General features: G+C 62.3%; 16 protein-coding genes. 9 read left to right on the top strand and 7 right to left on the bottom strand.

Annotated elements, in window-relative coordinates; all coding sequences use genetic code 11:
• Positions 1–28 precede the first annotated feature (28 nt).
• From ACT3UQ_RS02430 to ACT3UQ_RS02415, 4 genes are read left to right on the top strand one after another with little or no spacing between them, the layout of a single operon-like run.
• Entirely contained in the window at positions 29–1,432 is a 1,404-nt protein-coding gene (locus ACT3UQ_RS02430) for a PucR family transcriptional regulator (protein ID WP_444636439.1), read from the top strand.
• Between the two features lie 19 nt (positions 1,433–1,451).
• Positions 1,452–1,886 carry a hypothetical protein gene (locus ACT3UQ_RS02425; protein ID WP_096283502.1) on the top strand — a complete coding sequence of 145 codons (435 nt, stop codon included), beginning with the start codon at positions 1,452–1,454 and terminating at the stop codon, positions 1,884–1,886.
• Entirely contained in the window at positions 1,886–2,398 is a 513-nt protein-coding gene (locus ACT3UQ_RS02420) for an HIT family protein (RefSeq protein WP_105553181.1), read from the top strand. The genes ACT3UQ_RS02425 and ACT3UQ_RS02420 overlap by 1 nt, the downstream gene beginning before the upstream one ends.
• A gap of 21 nt (positions 2,399–2,419) precedes the next feature.
• Positions 2,420–2,638 (top strand): hypothetical protein, encoded by a 219-nt coding sequence (locus tag ACT3UQ_RS02415; RefSeq protein WP_105650042.1) that lies wholly within the window; start codon positions 2,420–2,422, stop codon positions 2,636–2,638.
• On the opposite strand, the gene ACT3UQ_RS02410 is transcribed toward ACT3UQ_RS02415, so the two are convergent.
• Positions 2,635–3,732 (bottom strand): polyprenyl synthetase family protein, encoded by a 1,098-nt coding sequence (locus ACT3UQ_RS02410; protein WP_105553183.1) that lies wholly within the window; start codon positions 3,730–3,732, stop codon positions 2,635–2,637. The genes ACT3UQ_RS02415 and ACT3UQ_RS02410 overlap by 4 nt on opposite strands.
• A 286-nt stretch (positions 3,733–4,018) precedes the next feature.
• Between ACT3UQ_RS02410 and ACT3UQ_RS02405 the strand changes: the two genes are divergently transcribed.
• From ACT3UQ_RS02405 to ACT3UQ_RS02390, 4 genes are all read left to right on the top strand, one after another.
• Positions 4,019–5,356, top strand: coding sequence for an isochorismate synthase (locus ACT3UQ_RS02405; RefSeq protein WP_105553184.1), 1,338 nt, complete (start codon positions 4,019–4,021; stop codon positions 5,354–5,356).
• 152 nt (positions 5,357–5,508) lie between these two features.
• Positions 5,509–6,291, top strand: a complete 783-nt coding sequence (locus tag ACT3UQ_RS02400; protein WP_105553185.1) for an ABC transporter substrate-binding protein — start codon at positions 5,509–5,511, stop codon at positions 6,289–6,291.
• A gap of 98 nt (positions 6,292–6,389) precedes the next feature.
• A complete protein-coding gene (locus tag ACT3UQ_RS02395; RefSeq protein WP_444636438.1) occupies positions 6,390–7,181 on the top strand; it encodes an amino acid ABC transporter permease in 792 nt (263 codons plus the stop codon).
• Positions 7,182–7,194: 13 nt separating this feature from the next.
• A complete protein-coding gene (locus ACT3UQ_RS02390; protein WP_105553187.1) occupies positions 7,195–7,977 on the top strand; it encodes an amino acid ABC transporter ATP-binding protein in 783 nt (260 codons plus the stop codon).
• Positions 7,978–8,047: 70 nt separating this feature from the next.
• On the opposite strand, the gene menD is transcribed toward ACT3UQ_RS02390, so the two are convergent.
• The 3 genes from menD to ACT3UQ_RS02375 all read right to left on the bottom strand — a co-directional run bounded on the left by menD (position 8,048) and on the right by ACT3UQ_RS02375 (position 13,115).
• Entirely contained in the window at positions 8,048–9,739 is a 1,692-nt protein-coding gene (menD, locus tag ACT3UQ_RS02385) for a 2-succinyl-5-enolpyruvyl-6-hydroxy-3-cyclohexene-1-carboxylic-acid synthase (protein ID WP_444636437.1), read from the bottom strand.
• Between the two features lie 137 nt (positions 9,740–9,876).
• Positions 9,877–11,994, bottom strand: a complete 2,118-nt coding sequence (locus ACT3UQ_RS02380) for a PhoX family protein (protein WP_444636436.1) — start codon at positions 11,992–11,994, stop codon at positions 9,877–9,879.
• A 113-nt stretch (positions 11,995–12,107) separates the two neighbouring features.
• Positions 12,108–13,115 (bottom strand): o-succinylbenzoate synthase, encoded by a 1,008-nt coding sequence (locus ACT3UQ_RS02375; protein ID WP_444636435.1) that lies wholly within the window; start codon positions 13,113–13,115, stop codon positions 12,108–12,110.
• An 80-nt stretch (positions 13,116–13,195) separates the two neighbouring features.
• On the opposite strand from ACT3UQ_RS02375, the gene ACT3UQ_RS02370 reads away from it, so the two are divergent.
• Positions 13,196–14,059 (top strand): phosphatase PAP2 family protein, encoded by an 864-nt coding sequence (locus ACT3UQ_RS02370; RefSeq protein WP_444636434.1) that lies wholly within the window; start codon positions 13,196–13,198, stop codon positions 14,057–14,059.
• 62 nt (positions 14,060–14,121) lie between these two features.
• Here the strand turns inward: ACT3UQ_RS02370 and ACT3UQ_RS02365 are convergent, their stop codons facing one another.
• From ACT3UQ_RS02365 to ACT3UQ_RS02355, 3 genes are all read right to left on the bottom strand, one after another.
• Positions 14,122–15,087 carry a hypothetical protein gene (locus tag ACT3UQ_RS02365; RefSeq protein WP_444636433.1) on the bottom strand — a complete coding sequence of 322 codons (966 nt, stop codon included), beginning with the start codon at positions 15,085–15,087 and terminating at the stop codon, positions 14,122–14,124.
• 261 nt (positions 15,088–15,348) lie between these two features.
• Entirely contained in the window at positions 15,349–16,749 is a 1,401-nt protein-coding gene (locus tag ACT3UQ_RS02360; RefSeq protein ID WP_444636432.1) for a dihydrolipoamide acetyltransferase family protein, read from the bottom strand.
• Complete coding sequence (locus ACT3UQ_RS02355) at positions 16,750–17,832, bottom strand: alpha-ketoacid dehydrogenase subunit beta (protein ID WP_105553194.1); 1,083 nt, start codon at positions 17,830–17,832, stop codon at positions 16,750–16,752.

Genomic DNA, 17,832 nt, shown 5'->3' with positions numbered 1-17,832 from the left:
CTTTTGCGCGGCACCATAGAATTGCGGTATGGCAATCACACTACGCGCCCTATTGGCCCTTGACGAGCTGGATCTTCGTCCGCTCAACGATCATTCGGCAGCCAATGACACCGCAATCACCTGGGGCGCGGTCACCGAACTTCTCAATCCGGCAGACTTCCTCACCGGTCGAGAAATCGTGCTCACCACGGGCGTACGGCAGAAGACGACGGCCAGCCAACGAGAATTCGTCAAGACCCTCGCGCAGAACGACGTCGTGGCCTTGGGATTCGGTACCGGCTTGGGCCACAAAAATGTCCCAGCCTCGATCTTGCAAACAGCAAATGAGGTCGGTCTCCCGGTCTTCGAGGTTCCCTATCAGATTCCCTTTGCCGCAATCACTCGAATCATCGCCGAGGCGCTGAACGCGGACCACCTGCAGCGGCTCGAACGGCTGCTGCGCTCGCACCAGCGGCTGACCCGCGCATTGCTGTCCTCCGATCTGGACACCATGCTCGACGAACTCGCCCGGATATTGAAGACCGACGTGGCGTTGACACTTTATGGCGAATGCATCAGTGGCAACTACGATGCGCAACGCGATTGGAATAGCCTGCCGGTGGCCACCGGCATCCGCGACAAATGCGTTCTGCACCTGGCGCAGCCGTACGCGCCGGATCCTCTGATCGAATACGCGCAGTCGCTGATCGGATTGGAAGTTGCCAACAACGCCCGGCTGCTCGCCTCGGAGCGCCAATCCAACGGGCAGGTGCTGGCGGACCTGGTCGCCGGCACGCTGGCCGGGGACGATGCGACGGTCAGAATCGGCGCGCTGGGGCTCAATCCGAAGCGCGAGCATGCGGTGATCCTGATTCAGGCCGCGACGCACCCCGAACGCCTACCGGCGCTTCCCTTGCCAGCCGAACTGAGCTCACAGGTTTCCGTGATCATCGAGGACCGCCTGGCGATTATTGTGGCGCACAACCAGCTGCAGCATTCGGTTCGACGACTTGATACCTATCTGAATGACGCGGGTATCACCACACGGGTGGGATATGGCGGGCGCTACCCGAATACCCCGGGCATCCGGTGGAGCTATTTTGAAGCTCTCGAAGCCTTGCGCCATGGTGACCGCGTCAACGTGCCCAATAAGTTGTCGCTAACCTCGCTGTTGCTTGCCGCCCGAGATGTGCCCTTGCAGGACCTGGCCGAGGAAGCCTTGGGGCCGATTCGCAAATTTGATGCAACTCACGATTCCGACCTCGAACGGACGCTGCGTGAGTACCTTAATCGCGACGGTTCGGTGGGCGCCGTCGCGGAATCACTGGGCTTGCACCGCAATACCGTGCGCTATCGCATGCAGCAGATATCCGAACTCACCGGGTACGACCCGAACGTCACAAGCGATCGTGTGCAGCTGTGGATCGCGTTGAGCGCACTTGAACTGGGCTAATTCTCGATAGGATAAAGACATGGCTGACATGTTTCTTGAGAAGTTCCGTTCCCTCGTCCCCAAGTACCTTGAGGACCAGTGGAATGAAGCTGACGGATTGACCGCCGAAGAATTGGCCGAGGGGCTGGCCCAATCGGGGGTTTCCATTCCTTTCGTGCTCGAAGAGTTCTACCTTGCGGTGGGTAATAACGAGGATTTCACCGAGGCCTACCATTTCTTCTTCGATCCCGAAGAGCTGGAAATCGACGGGGACTACCTGTTGTTCCTCGAAGACGAAGAAGAGAAATACGTTTGGGGTTTTAAAGCCTCCCAGCTCGACGTGCCGGATCCGATCGTTTACCGCCGCAATAATGCCAAGGGAACCTGGGTCAGCGAAGAAGGAACCTTCAGCGAATTCACCTTGGACCTGTTCAGCTGGGTCTTCGAAGAACTAGCCGCCGAACTGGATGACTAGTGCTGCATAGTTCCCACGAACCAGCAGGATATCGTTGCCCTTTTTGCGAGCTTGTCAACGAGCAGCCATTTAGCGAAGGCAACCTCTGCGCGCCGAGCGATCTGATCTATCAGACCGAATTGGTGGCCGCGATCATGGCCTGCGACGGATTCGGGAACTACGGCGGTCATGTGATGATCATTCCCACGGCGCACTTGGAAGCGCTCTACGACCTGGATGAGCGAACCGGCTCTGCCATTATGTGGGAGACCAAGCGCGTCGCCCTGGCGATGAAATTGGCGTGGAATCCGGAAGGAACCAGCACCCGCCAGCACAACGAGCCTGCGGGCAATCAGCATGTCTGGCACTATCACCAGCATGTGTTTCCGCGCTATGCAGACGACGAGCTGTACCGCCAGCTGCGCCATCGCGTCCCGGTCGACGACCGGGCGCAGAAGGCCAGGGAGCTGCGCGCGGCGCTATGCTCGCCCGAGCACCCAAACCGCCTTCAGCAGGACGAAATCATCCGCTGACAGGACCGCTCACAGGGCCTGATGTTTCCAAGCTCGCGCACCTGGCGCGCACGGTTGGCCGCCCAATTCTGCGGAACGAGCGAATCCTTGCGGCCCAACCCGTTCTACGGCCTGGCGTTTTGCCTCATCCTGCAAATGCCCTTCGCCAAGAAACCGGTAGCCGGCTGGCGGATTAAAAACAAAGCGCTGCTGGCGATCCCGGATGAGACCGCCAGCAGCGCATATTGTCAGTGGGCCTAAGCCTCGCGGGTCACTACTGCATCGGCGAAGGAAATCAGCGCCTGCTTGATGGTTCCCTCGGGCAGTGGCGCAAGTACGGCAATGGCGTCGTCCGCCCAGCGGCGGGCGACCTTCCATGCTTCGGCGGTGGCCGGGTGCGCGGCGACCGCCGCGACGGCGACCGCCAGCGCCTCATCGGTGCTCAAGTCCGCCTCGACCAGCGCTACCGCCGCCTGCGCCGCTTCGTCACCGTGCTCGGCTGCTTGGCGCAGCAGCAAGATTGGCAGCGTCGGCACGCCTTCGCGCAAGTCCGTGCCGGGAGTCTTGCCCGATTCGGCTTCCTTGGACGCAATATCAATCACGTCGTCGGCAACCTGGAAGGCGACACCAACCTTTTCACCGTACTCGCGCAGCACGTCGATAAATTGTGGGCAGCCGCCGAAGTTGGCTCCATAGGCCCCAGAGGTTGCCAGCAGGGAAGCGGTCTTGTCGCTGATCACCTGAATGTGATGGGCAATCGCGTCTTCGCTTTCGCGCGGGCCGATTGACTCGTGCAACTGGCCGAGGCACAGCCTCTCGAAGGTGCGCGCCTGCCAATTCACCGCCTCGGTACCGAGCTCGGCGCCAAAGACCGACGCGCGGGCGAAGATCAGGTCCCCGGCGAGGATGGCGACAGAGTTTCCCCAGACCTCATGGGCGGTCGGTGCACCGCGACGCATGGGAGCTGAGTCCATCACGTCATCGTGGTACAGCGTAGCCAGGTGGGTTAACTCAACGATAGCGGCGGCCTTGATGACCTCGTCGTTGATGCCCTCGCCGAGCAGCGCCGCGAGCAGCACCAGCAGGGGGCGCACACGTTTACCGCCAGCCTCCACAAGGTGGCGGCTGGTGGCATCTATCAGCGGGTCGGAGTTGGCGATCGCGTCGCGCAGCAGCTTCTCAACCTTGGCCATGCCGGTGGAGATGGCGGGACCAAACTCCGGGTCCTCGGCGATCAGCGCGAAGCCCGAGGGAAGATTGATGGCCGCAGCGAGCACCGCGGTTTCAGGATTCAGCTCAATCGAGTCGGACACGTCGTGCCCGGCTGCGGTCCAGTTGCTCTTGGAATCAGTCACTGTTTTAAGGCTTACTTATCTTTCATCGGGTTGGTCATCGCAGAGTGCGAAGACTCCATGCATGCCAAATGCACGCAAACTTCACTCTAGCCGATGCTTACCAGTCAACGTCTTCGGGCGCTCCGCAACCACCGTCAATGACAGTCGAAGTACCTGAACTGTATTCGCCCCCGAGTTTACCGGTTGCTGCAGGCGCGGAGGAACAGACCCGGCGCATCTCACATGGGTGAGCAGCAACACCTCCACGCGACCGTCCAGCCCGTTGCGCGGTAGGCTTAGCCTTATCATGTCTGCCGATTCGACCGCTCTCGCCGCCAGCGCGCATCAATCTACGACACCGGCCCTGACCAGTGTCACCTTCGATTTCAAAGATGCCGCGCAGTCATTAATTTCCGACTCCCTGCGCCACCACGCCATGGTTTGGACGCGCAACGGAAATGGCCTCGTCGGGTTCGGCGTCGCCGCCCAGATCCACACGCAGGGCGAAGAACGCTTCGCACAGGCCCGGGGATGGTTTGCCCAAATCATCAAGCTGGCGCAGATCACCGACCCTATTGCCCGTCCCGGCAGCGGCCTGGTCGCCTTCGGTTCCTTCGCTTTCTCCTTCACCAGCACCTTCGCCTCACGGCTGGTCATCCCGGAGGTCGTGCTGGGCAAGGACGGGGATCAGGCCTGGATCACGATCACCGGACCGGCAAAGAAGCTCGAAGGGATGGAATTTGCCGACGCCCTGCGATTGGCCGAGGCAAAGCTCGCAAGTTCGGCAATTCCCGCCCAGGACCCAGGGGAAATCGAGCTCACCACCGGCCAGCTCACCGCGGGATCCTATCTGGAAGCCGTGACGGCGGCGCTGGGACAGTTCGAAGAGCGAGGCATTTCCAAACTGGTGCTGGCACGCGACATCCTGGCCCGGAGCACCAAGCCGATCGATCTGGCCTCGGTGCTGCGCACCTTGACCGAACAATATGAGAATTGCTGGACCTACGCCGTTGATGGTTTGGTTGGTGCGACTCCGGAGATGCTGGTGCGCGTCACCAACGGGCTTGCCGAGGCTCGCGTGCTGGCCGGTACCCTGGACCGGGCCATCGAAGGCGCCAACGCGCCCGGATACGCGCAGGAAAAGCTCTTCGAGGATCCCAAGCAGCGCCACGAACACCAGTTGGCCATCGATTCGCTGACCGAATCCTTGAATCCAATTTCCCACGGCATGCAGTCGCCCGAGGAACCGTTTATCCTGGCGCTGCCCAATGTCTGGCACCTGGCAAGCGACGTCCGCGCCGAATTGCGCGCCGACGCCGAGGGCCAGCTCCCCTCGGCACTGGATGTTGCGCAGATTTTCCACCCGACCGCCGCGGTGTGCGGCACCCCGACGAAGCCGGCCGGAGTATTGCTGCGTGAGTTGGAAGGCATGGACCGCGGCCCCTATGCCGGGCCGGTGGGCTGGGTGGATAGCCGCGGGGATGGCGAATTTGGCATCGCGTTGCGTGGCGGAATGCTCGAAGCGGAGAATCTCATGCGGCTCTACGCAGGATGCGGCATTGTGCCCGGCTCCGAACCGGAAGCCGAACTGGCCGAGTCCTGGGCCAAGATGCGTCCGATGCGCCAGGCCCTGCGCGCAGAATAGAATCCAGCAGCATCTGAGAGCCAAGTCTGAGCATAAGCAAAACTTATGCTTTGCGCTTCATGTGTGATGGAAATCTCGGTCTCGTGTGTCCGTGGTTATGATTGTTCCTACGCAATGATCCACTCGCATTACCGAAAGTAGGTTCTGATCCTATGCGTCCTCTCAAGAAGCGCTTCGTTTCAACTCTCGCCGTCTCCTCGGTGGCCCTCCTGGCCCTCACCGCCTGCGGTTCGGGGACTTCCGACGAGTCCGAAGACAGTGGATTCCCGGTCAACGCCGGCAAGCTCACCTTCTGCTCCGATATCCCCTACGAGCCCTTCGAATTTGTCCAGGACGGAAAAAACGTCGGCTTCGACATGGACATCGCTGCCGAAATTGCCAAGGATGCCGAGCTCGAGCTGAACGTCATCGATGCCAGCTTCGACTCGATCGAGTCGGGCCTGTTCAGCGTCCAGTGCGATATCGCGATCTCCTCGGTCTCCATCACCGAGGAACGTTCAGCCAAGATGGATTTCTCCACCCCCTACATGGACGATGATCTGGTGCTGATCGCGGCCGAAGGTTCGGGAGTTACCGATCTGGAGTCCGCGAAGGGCAAGAAGGTCGGCGTACAGCAGGCGACCACCGGCGAGAAGTACGCCAAGGAGCAGGGGCTCACCGACACCATCGGCTATGAAGATGCCGGCCTGCAGACCCAGGCGCTTCTAGCAGGCCAGGTCGACGCGCTGCTGGGCAACCAGTCGGTACTTGGCTACACCATCAAGGACAAGCCAGGCTACAAGGTGGTCGCAGACTTCAAGACCGGCGAACAGCTGGGCATCGCGGTGCCCAAGGAACAGGCCGAAACCCTCGAGCTGGTCAATGGCACCCTGAAGCGTCTGACCGATGCCGGAACCATGGAAGAACTGACCGTGAAGTGGTTCGGCGAGAAGTAATTCTGCGTCGCTGAACCAATGAACACCAGGCGGAGTCGAGGCGAGACTCAAAAAGTCCTCGCCGCGGCTCCCCTTACCTTTACGAGAGGTTTTCAAGCATGGCAATGACTACAAGTCAGCGTGCCCGCATGAGCAAGACCATCCAGATCGTGATCTTCGTGATCGCGGTCGTCGCGATTCTGTTTGCCGTGGACTGGGAAAAGGCGCGCTATGCGTTCTTCTCCTTCGAAAAATTGGGACCGATGTTCCCGGACATGATCCTCATCGGCCTGAGAAACACCGTGTTCTACACGGTGATTTCCTTCGCCTTTGGCCTGGTCCTGGGTTTGCTCCTGGCCCTGATGAAGATGGCCTCGTTCGCACCGTACCGGTGGTTCGCCACCGTATTCATCGAGTTCTTCCGTGGCATTCCCGCCATCCTGGTGCTCCTGGCCTTTGGATTCGGTTTGCCTCAGGCATTTGGAACCAACTGGCCACAACCGGTGAACATCATGTTCGCCTTGGGCCTGGTCTCCTCGGCCTACATCGCGGAGACCCTGCGCGCAGGTTTGCAGGCTGTGCCCAAGGGACAGACCGAGGCCGCCCGCTCCCTGGGCATGCCCGCCTGGCGTGCCATGGTCACCATCGTGATCCCGCAGGCGTTCAAGATCGTGCTCCCTCCGATGACCAACGAAATCATCTTGCTGACCAAGGACACCTCGCTGGCTTTCATCCTCGGTGCTGCCTTCACCCAGTACGAGATGACTAAATTCGGTCGTGACGGCATCTCATCGTTGGATGCAGGTATCACCCCGCTGGTGGTTGCCGGTCTGTTCTACCTGGTGATCACCATTCCGCTGAGCCTGATTGCTCGTAAGTTCGAATCCCGCTCGGCGCGGACCAAGCGATAGTTAGGAACAGAGAATGACGACTCCAAACAATGAGCTATCGGTCAAAGCTTCGGGCGTGAACATCGTCGGCCTACGCAAGGCCTACGGTTCAAATGAAGTGCTCAAGGGAATAGACCTCGAGGTCAAACCGGGCGAAGTGGTGTGCCTGATCGGCCCATCGGGTTCCGGCAAGTCCACCTTGCTGCGCTGCGTGAACCTGCTCGAACAGCCCAACGGCGGAACCATCCATGTGGCAGGTTTTGAGACCACCGATTCGGAGGTCAATCTGGATAAGATGCGCCAGCATGTGGGCATGGTCTTCCAGCAGTTCAACCTCTTCCCGCACCTGACGGTGTTGGAAAACTGCACGGTGGCCCAGCTCAAGGTGCTCAAGCGGAATAAGAAGGACGCCAGCAAGATCGCCCTGAGCAACCTGGAACGGGTGGGCCTGGGCGACTTCGGCGAACGCTACCCGGATCAGCTCTCCGGTGGGCAGCAGCAGCGCGTGGCGATCGCCCGCGCGCTATCGATGGAACCAACGCTGATGCTCTTCGATGAGCCAACCAGCGCCTTGGACCCGGAGACGGTCGGAGAAGTTCTTTCGATTATGAAGAACCTCGCCAAGTCCGGCATGACGATGCTGGTGGTGACCCACGAGATGAGCTTCGCCAAGGAAGTTGCCGATCGTGTGGTGTTCATGGACGGAGGCGTCGTGGTCGAAGAAGGCAAGGCCGTGGACGTGATCGGCAATCCGCAGCAGCCGCGTACGCAGGACTTCCTGCGTCGGGTTTTGGACCCAACGCACGTAGACCTCTAGGCGGTACGGTCCGCTAAAAAGCAGGGCGTGGAGTCAGCGATCGCTGATTCCACGCCCTGCTTTTTTGGGATTATGCGGGCCAGCGAAGCTCGGTTATGCGCGAGCTTAGTTCAAGGTTATCGGCCCGCAACCCCGCTCTGCTTGCACCGATTTCGATCAGCCGCAGCTTGCCTGCCTTGGGGGCCCGTAGTGCCTCGCGTAGCTCGGTCGGCGTCGCCACCCGTTGGTATTGCCATCCATAAGCCGCCGCCAGCGCCTCCAGCCGGGCATTTTGCGGCGTGGCGAAGAGCCGCTCGACCGCCTGCGCGTAGCGTCCTGACTGCTCTACCTGGCCGTGTTCCAGCGTGGAGAAGATCGCGCCTCCCCCATCGTTGTAGACCACCACGTCGAGGTCCGGCTCCGCTTCCCCCGGGGTCCAGGCCAGGGAACTGGCATCATGCAGGAAGGTGATATCTCCCATCACGCTCAGCGTCGGTTCACCGGTGGCCAGCGCCAGGCCCAGCGCGGTCGAGATCGTTCCGTCGATCCCGGCAAGCCCGCGGTTGGCGAATACCGTAGCCCCGGCCGCGGCGGCGGGAATCGCGGCTAGATCGAAGTCGCGGACGATATTCGAGGATCCCAAGAGCAGCGGGCCGGAATGCGACCGCCAAATTTCCTCGGCAACCACCGGGCCGCTGAGTGGCGTTTCGGGTGCCAGGCCCTGCCGCACGGCGAGCGCCTGGGCATCTAGCTCCTGCCAGCTCGCCAGCCAACCCTCCGGCGCGGTCCCGGCGAATTCGACCAGTTTCTCCGGTTCGCCAATCACCATTTCGCGGCGGCGTCCGGGTTCATACCAGGCCACCGGTCCCGGCTGCCAGATCGCGCTGGACACCGCGGGGTTCGCCAATAGCTTCCCCACCGGGCGGCTGAGCGTAGGACGGCCGAACAGCACCACGCGGTCAATCTGCGCCGCCCCCACGGCAAGCAATGGCCGGTAGTGGCCGATGGCCTGGGCTGAGTAGCGCGCGTTGGAGGAAGGTTCGGCGAACAGCGGCAGGCCGAGCGCCTCGGCGAAGATTTGGGCTTCGGCGCCGGCTCCATGGCCGGCGACCACGACGGTTCGGCGGGTTGCCAAGGTCTCGGGCCTAGCCCAGGGTGCCGGCGCCGTGGCCGTGTGCCAGCGCCCCGGGGCCAGTTCGGTCCAGGGCTGATTCGCGACGCGGTCTGCTTCTCCGGGGGTCAGCGGGTCGCGGAACTGCAGGTTCAGCTGCACCGGGCCCGCTGGATGCTGGGTTGAACCTGCCAGGGCCGCAAGTGCTTGGGCGAGCGCTGGTGCCGGGTCGGCACCAGCGGCGACGTTCAACGCGGTACGCACGTGGGGGCCGAATAGGTTCTTCTGGTCGGTGCTTTGGCTTGCTCCGGTCCCCAGTAGCTCATCGGGGCGGTCGGCCGAGAGCACCAGCAGCGGCGTTGCCGTGTGGTTGGCCTCCATTATGGCCGGCAGCAGCTGCCCGATCGCGGTTCCGGAGGTGGCGGCCAGCGCTACGGGAGTCTTTGATCCGTGGCTCAGCCCCAGCGCCAGGAAGCCTGCCGAACGCTCGTCGATGCGTACGTGTATCCGCAAGTGTCCGGCGGCTTCCGCCTCGGCTGCGGCGTAGGCCAGGGGCGCGCTACGTGAGCCTGGGGATAGCACCAGGTCGCGCAGCCCGGCGCGAATCAGTGCAGCCAGAACCTGACGCGCCGTGGCAATTGCCGGTTGTCCTTCGTCTTGCCGCGCGCTCACGCCGTGTTCCACCCCTGAAGTATCGCCTGAAAGCATCGGTTCAAGTCTATGCCCAGTTATGGCAAGACCCCGGTGCGGACGCTCAGTGCTGCACTGAGTCGCCCTCACCGGGGTCTAGGGTCGGCTAAGACTGAAGACTAGTCTTTGTTCTTGCCGTTTCCTTTGCCGTTGCCGTTTCCATTTCCGTTGTTTCCGTTGCCCTGCTTGAAAACCTGGACTACGGATGGGCGCGGGCCGTAGAACTGGCCCTTCCCGACCGAATCTGCGGAATTGATGAAGTCCGGGAAGAGGGAGGTTGGCTGCGCGAAGCTGCCGCCCTCGCCCGGGTGCTGGACCGAGACGAAGACCGAGTTGTCCTTGTCGTGCACCACCGGGCCGCAGGTCTCTGCACCGGTTGGCACGGCCAGGAACTGCTCGACCCGTCCGCGATCCTTGCCGTGCAGGCTGACCTTGTGCAACGCGTCAGACAGGCCGATGACCCCTGGTGCGCCATCGGTGGAGATCCACAGGTTACCGGCCGAGTCGAAGGCGAGGTTGTCCGGGCAAGAAATCGGCGAGACCTTGTCGGTCGGGTACCCGGAGAAGTAGGTCGAGGAATTGACCCGCGGGTCTCCGGCGACCAGCAAGATGTTCCAGGTGAAACGGGTGCTGGTTGCGTCGTTCCCGGCTTCGGTCATTTCCAGCACGTGGCCGTCGCGGTTCGCGATACGCGGGTTCTGCTCGGTGGCGCCTTCCTTGCCGGCCTTGCCGCGGTCGGTGTTGTTGGTCAGGGCCACGTACACCTTGCCCGATACCGGGCTCGGCTCGACATCTTCTGGACGGTCCATCTTCGTGGCGCCGACCTTGTCCGCAGCCAAGCGGGTGTAAACCAAAACCTCGTCGAGGCTCATGCCTTCGACCATCGACTCGCCGTTGCGCACCAGCGGCAGCCACTGGCCGGTGCCGTCGAACGCGCCGTCCGTTGGGACCTGGCCGCTGCCGTCAAATTCGGAAACCGGGGAGTTTCCGGAGAATTTGGCCACGTATAGGTCACCCTCGTTGAGCAGGGTCATATTGTGCTGGCGATCGTTCTTGCGGTAGGTGTCCTTCGAAACGAACTTGTAGATGTATTCGAATCGCGAGTCATCGCCCGAGTAGGCCACGGCCTTGCCGTTCTTCGCCACGCGCACGGTAGCGCCCTCGTGCTTGAAACGGCCCAGGCTGGTGTGCTTGACGGGGGTGGAGTTCGGGTTCTGCGGGTCGATCTCAACGATCCAGCCGAAACGGTTTGCCTCATTTTCGTAGCCCGCGTTGTTCAGGCCGAAGCGTGGATCGGTGTGCTCCCAGCCGCGGCCCGAAGGGCTGGTGCCGATGCCGTAGCGGGATTCCTCGGCGGTTCCGCGGCCCTGGAAGTACTGGTCGAAGTTCTCTTCGCCGGACAGCACGGTGCCCCACGGGGTGGTTCCGCCGGCGCAGTTGTTCAGCGTGCCGAGCACCAGCTTGCCGGTCGGGTCCGCGACGGTCTTCAGCAGCTCGCTGCCGGCGGCGGGACCGGTAACGGCGAATGGGGTATTTGCGGTGATGCGGCGGTTGCGTTCCCCGCCTACCACGTAGGTCCAACGCTTGTCGTTCTTCTTGCGCTTGATCTCCACGACGCTCAGGCCGTGGGAGCTCATCGCGATGCGGCGGGCCTCGTCGGTGTTCTCGGCAAACCACTGGGCATCGAACATCATGTCTTCGTTGGAGTACTCGTGGTTGGCCACCAGCACGCCGGTGCGTCCGGAATACTTATCGGCGATGATGTCCAGGTAGTCGCAGTTGTAGCCGAACTGCAGATCCTGGGCCTTGGCGGACTGCTTCGTGGCGTCGAATTCCGGGCTCGACTTGAATAGCGGATCGCCCCAACGGATGATCGCGTGCCAGTCATAGCCTTCGGGGACGCTCATATTGTCCACGGAACGCGAAACCGGTTCGATGGCTTCGAATTTCAGGTGGCCGCCCTTGCCGCGGCCGGTCTCTACCAGCGGTGCGGCCACGGCGCCCGGGGCGCCCAGCAGCTGTGGGCCGATAACCAGCGCCGAGGCGCCGACTGCGCCTAGGCCCAGCACGTTGCGGCGGGAGAGGGCCTGGTCGGCAATGTCCTTGAAGTAGCTATTACCCGAGGTGTTGCACTCCGGCTTAACGCAAGCGTCGCCGCATTTGAAGTGGCAGGTAGCTGCGGAACGTCCGCCGCGGGTGTGGCCCAGCATTGGCAACAGGGTTCGGATGGGATTCATAACTACGGCACTTCCTCATTCTTTGGCTCAAGTTCAGGGGAACGAACTAGTTGAGCTTTTCATCAAGAGGTGAGCTGTTGCCGTCGCGCAGGTTAACTGCGCGTAAACACCTGTCAGGAGCGATTTTCTGGCTGCTCCAGATACGCGTAGCAGTCACGGAGTCGTTGTTCCCACCAAATTCTGCGTGGCGCGGCGACCCGCAGCTTGTGCAATTTCTCAGCTTCCGGCTCCACTGGTCGAACCGGCAATTGACCGGCGGTGGCCAGCAACGGCTTCGATGTCACGTCGTCGGTGAATAGCGAGCCGGTGGACAGCCCGCAGGCGTAGGGAAGCTCCGGCAGGGCCGCAGCCAGGGCGGCGGCCTGCGCCAGCCCCACGGAGGTGTCCAGGGCACTGGAGACCACCACGTCCAGCCCTGACTTGGCGGCGATTTCCAGTACCGTCTTGATGCCGCCCAGGGGTTGGGCCTTGATGACCATCAGGTCCGCTGCGCCCAGGCGGGCGACTTCGAGCGGATCGGTATGCTTGCGCACGGCCTCGTCGGCGGCGATTTTCAGCTCTACTCCGCGGGCGCGCAGCCGTTCGCGGACCTGGGCCAGCCCGGTAATTCCGGGAACCGGCTGTTCGGCGTACTGCAGGTCGTATTCCGCAAGGGCAAGGAGCGCGGTGATAGCTTCCTCGATCCCCCAGCCGGCATTCGCATCGACGCGCAAGGCGGCCTCCGGGAAGAGCTGGCGGGTCTTCGCGACCCGGGCAATGTCATCTTCCAGGCTCTGGCCCTTCTCGGCGACCTTGATCTTGATGGTGTGCGGTGCATCGTAGTTTGCAAGGACGCGGCTCACCTGGTTCGCAGCCACCGCCGGAAGCGTCGCATTCACCGGGATGCTGGAGCGCAGGGCCGGTGGGAAGGGCTGATAGGCGGCTTCGATGGCCGCGGCAAGCCAGCGCGAGGCCTCTGGCGGACCATATTCGAGGAAGGCGGAGAATTCCCCCCAGCCGGCCGGCCCCTGAATCAGCAAGGCTTCACGCTCGGTCACCCCGCGGAATTTAACCCGCATGGGTAAACGCACCACGTGCGCATTCGTTATCAGTTCTTCCACCGGAGGCAGGGCAAAATTCATAAGCCTAGACTATCGATAGTGTCTAGGCTTACAGGCATCGGCGATAGGGCTGGTCGGCCAAAATGTGAGATTCTAGAGTCATGAGTCCGCGGTCATTCCTCCTTGCCCCTCGCCACCTTCGCTGGTGGTGGGCCTTGGTGCTGCTCGCCGGACTATTTGCCGTCGAATACTTGTTCTTCGTTCAGCTTCGCGTAGGGCAATGGACCGATCAGGCTGCCTTCGTGGGGTGGACCCAGTGGTGGCCGCGCACGGAAATACTTGACCCGGTGCGCGAATTCTTGAATCTCCTGCCGTGGATCTGCGCCGGAATTTCAGGAATTTTCCTACTCTACCGAGTGATTCGGGATCGTAGTTTCCTGCGCGCGGCCCTTGCCGTCGCGGCGGTGGCCGCGGCGTTGCTGAGCACCCAAATACTCAAACATCTGCTCTTGGGACGGCCCGACTTTAATTTCGGCACGGCTGGCAATTCATTCCCGTCCGGACACACCACGGCCGCCGCGGCAGCCATGGGGCTGATGTATCTCATTTCGCCGCCAAAGCTCCGTCCGGTGGTGCAACCTATCGCCTGGATCTTTGCGACCGCCACGGGGCTCGCTACGCTGATTTGCGGATGGCACAGGCCCAGCGATATCGCCGGAGGATTCCTCATCGTGGCGTTCTGGCTGGTGCTGGCAAGCGCCATCCTGCAGCGCATCCAACCGCTGGCCCCGGTCGTTTCAGAATCGGCGTGGTCCCGTAAGATCGGGATTGGCTGCCTGGTGATCTGGTTGCTGGTTTTGGCTGCCTCGGTCCTGCTGCCGCACCCGCACATCCAGCGCATCCCCGAAGCGCTGCTGATCGCCTATGCGATCCTCGGATTGGTCCATGTGACTGCGGTTTCGCTCATCGCCGGGCTGTGCCTGCGCTCGGTAATCCTGGGTCCGACGCGCCAGCTGCAGAACTAGGCGGCCCCGCCGCGCCGGAGCACGGTCTATCTAACCTCATTGGACGCTTGCGCTGCAGCCGATCAGGCTTGCTGCATTTTTGCCTGCAATATCGCTGACGCGCGTTGCGACTCGGGTACGGTGACCGCGAAGCGTTTGCCGTTGTGCAGCTCAAATGCCAGCCCCTCGCTCTTGCGAAGCACCACGGCGGATCCTCCGGGGAAGAATCGCCAGCCCCAACCGCCCCACAGCATCGGTGAAATTTCTTCGCTGTGCACTTCCTTGATCTGCTCCAGGTCAAGGGTGCGCAGCGGGAATCCGAAGATGGCCGAGGAGACCCGGAATTTATCGTTGTGGATTCGCACGCGCACCAGGCAGACTCCGAGAATCAATGGGGTCAGCAGCAGCACAAAGATCGATCCGGCGACCAGCAGCATGAGGCTTTCGGAACCGTCATCGCCCTTCAGCACGGTCAGCATCAGGATGCCCACCACCAGCGGGAATAGTCCCAGCAGCCAGAACCCCCACGGGGCGCTGGCTTTCTGGTTGAAGTTCTCGGCGGCAGTTTCCGGTTCGGGCATCACCGGTTCATCCACCGTGCGCCCCTGGGCTTGGGCTACGCGACGGCGGCGCTGTTCCTGGTGTTCGCGCGCGAATTGCTGGTATACCCCGGCAATCCAGACCGGCAGCAGGCCAATGAGCGAAGCGAGCACACCGACAAAGGTCAGCCCGCCGCTCACTGCCTGGGTGGGATCCCCTGCTATTGCCGTAGGCACGGCGCAGACTACGAACAGGCCGGCGCTGGTCCACGCTGCCAAGGCGCCGAGGAACAGTAACGCAATATGCAGCATCGGCTTGCTGGCCAACGCTAGCGAGAGGAAACCCAGCAGCCCTCCGCCGATGGCGAGGCTCAAGCACACCGCCACAAAGACCCGGGTGTCGGTGAAGCCGTCGGGGTATGAACTTCCGGACCAGTGGGTGGCGGTAATCGCCGGCAGGCTCTCGCCCAAGACCAGTCTCGTTCCCAACACCGCCAGGAGCGGCAGCACCAGCAGGAGCGTGACCAGCGAACGGTGTTTGACCTCAAAGCGTGATGTTGAAATGATCGCATCCTATTCACTGGGTTTGGCGCTCGGCTGGAGCATGTCGATTTTTAATGCCCAGAATGCCTCGCCGAAGTATGTAAATCATTCTAGTAAACGCTTCATGGCTTGCAAATAATTCTTATGGTTGCGAATCATTTTGGTGCTTGGCCGGCAAATAGCTATCGCCCGGCACGGGGCCGGGCGATAGCTATTGGTTGATCTTCCCTACAGCGCTGTCAGGGCCGCCTTCGGATCGGTCATCGCATCCGCAACGAAACGCAGGAACCCTGCGGCCGTTCCGCCGTCGCACACCCGGTGGTCGAAGCTCAAGGTCATCTCGCAGATCGAGCGAACCTTGACCTTTCCGTTGACCACCCACGGTTTTTCGACGACCCGGCCAATGCCCATAATTGCCGCTTCTGGGTAGTTGATGATCGCGGCCGAGCCATCGACGTTGAACACGCCATAGTTGTTTATCGTGAATGTGCTGCCGGACAGATCGCTGACCTGCGCCTTGCCCTCACGGGCCAGGGCAGCGAGGCGGGCGAACTCTGCCGAGAGTTCTCCGGCGTTGAGCTTATCTGCACCGCGCACGTTCGGCACGACCAAACCGCGATCGGTCTGCGCGGCGAAACCAAGGTTCACCCCGTCGAACACGGTATGGCGCAACGAGCCATCGGCTTCGGTGTCGATGCGGCTGTTCATCGCCGGGAAGCGAGCCAGGCCGGCGACGGCGAAGCGTGAGATCATCGCGAGCATGCTTGGCGCACTGCCCTGCGCTTCCTTGAGCTTGCCGCGAAGCTTCAACAGCTTGGTGACATCCACGTCCACCCACACGGTGGCTTCGGGAATCTCTCGGCGTGAGGTAGCCATCGCGTTGGCGATGGTCCGGCGCACGCCGGTAAGCACCTGCGAGCTGGCCACCGGCAAGCCGGTGCGCGAATCGGCATCCGAGGAGGCGGGCTGTGCCGCCGAGCCCTGGGCAGGCTTGGCCTGCTCCTGCTTGGCCGCAGCAGGCGAATCGGCAGCAGATGCGCCCTGGCCGATGAGCGACTGCACATCGCTGCGCAGAATCAGCCCGTCGGCTCCGGTTCCGCGCACCTGGTTGATATCCACGGAGTTTTCGCGAGCGAGCTTGCGCACCAGCGGATTGATAACCCGTGTTGCCACCGACGTCGTTTCGCTGGACGCCGCTGCCGTGGTGATCCCGTTGCGCGGGCGACGGCGGCGGCTGGCACCGGTCTTGGCGGCACCGGTTCCGTATCCGATCAGGACGTTGCCGCTGCCTTCGTCTTCCTCCGCCGGCGCCTGCGTTCCGGCAAGCTCCTCCTCGAGGTAGCTCTGCGCCCCGGCAGCTGGCTCCTCGGCCGGGGCTGCTTCGTCTCCCCCGGTGTTCACCGAGAAGAACGGCTCATCAACCAGCATCATCTGGCCGGCCTCGCCGTGCAAGGTGGAAACTACGCCCTCGAAAGGCGAGGGGATCTCCACCAATGACTTGGCGGTTTCCACCTCGGCGATGGGCTGGTCCACGGCCACCGAGTCGCCGGCGGCAACCATCCAGCGAACAAGTTCTGCTTCGGTCAGCCCTTCACCCAAATCGGGTAGGAGAAAAGTCTTGACGCTCATTTATGCCTCCCACTGAAGTTGATCTACCGCATCGAGGATGCGCTCGGCACTTGGCAGGTTGTATTTCTCCAAGGTTGGTGCCGGATAAGGGATGTCAAAACCGGTCACGCGCAATACCGGGGCGGCCAAGGAGTGGAAACAACGTTCCTGGACGCGGGCCACGATTTCGCTTGCTACGGAGACGAAACCTTGGGCTTCGGCCACCACGATCGCGCGTCCGGTTTTGCGTACCGAGGCGCAGACGGTCTCGTCGTCGAAGGGCACGATGGTGCGGATGTCGATGACTTCGAGGCTGATGCCCTCTTCGGCGGCGAGCTTAGCCGCTTCCATGGCGGTGGACACGCTCGGCCCGTAGGTGATCAGCGTGGCGTCGGAGCCGGCACGCGCGATCCGCGCGCTGCCTTCGGTGCGTGCCGCACGCTTGGCTTCGTACTCGGCGGCCAGCGCCGCGAGGTCCACCTGCTCCTTGGACCAGTAGAGCTTCTTGGGTTCGAAGAACACGACCGGGTCCGGCGAGTCGATCGCCTCGCGCAGCATCAGGTAGGCGTCCTTGACGGTGGCCGGGGTGAAGACCTTCAGGCCCGGGGTGTGCGCGTAGTACGCCTCGGAGGAATCGCAGTGGTGCTCCACGCCGCCCACGCCGCCGGCGTAGGGGATGCGGATAACCATCGGCAGCTCCACGTTTCCGCGGGTGCGGTTGTGCATCTTGGCCACATGCGAGGCGATCTGCTCGAAGGCCGGGTAGGCGAAGGCGTCGAACTGCATTTCGATCACCGGGCGCATCTCGTTGATGGCCATGCCGATGGCCATGCCGACGATGCCGGATTCGGCCAGCGGGGTGTCGAAGCAGCGGTCGGTGCCGAAGCGTTCGGTCAGCCCGTCGGTGATGCGGAAGACCCCGCCCAGGGTTCCCACGTCCTCGCCGAAGATCACCACGGAGTCGTTGGCCACCAGCGCGTCGGCGAGCGCGGTGTTCAGCGCCTTGCCGAAGGTGACCGGTTGGTTTTCGTTGGCTGCCTGGGCGGCTGCGCGTGCGGTTGCATCGCTGACGTTCGGGTTCACCCGTGATGTCGTGGCGGTCAT

The organism is Glutamicibacter sp. AOP12-B1-11 (assembly GCF_052379245.1).
GTDB lineage: Bacteria > Actinomycetota > Actinomycetes > Actinomycetales > Micrococcaceae > Glutamicibacter.
This window is presented reverse-complemented; position numbering and strand designations above follow the sequence as displayed.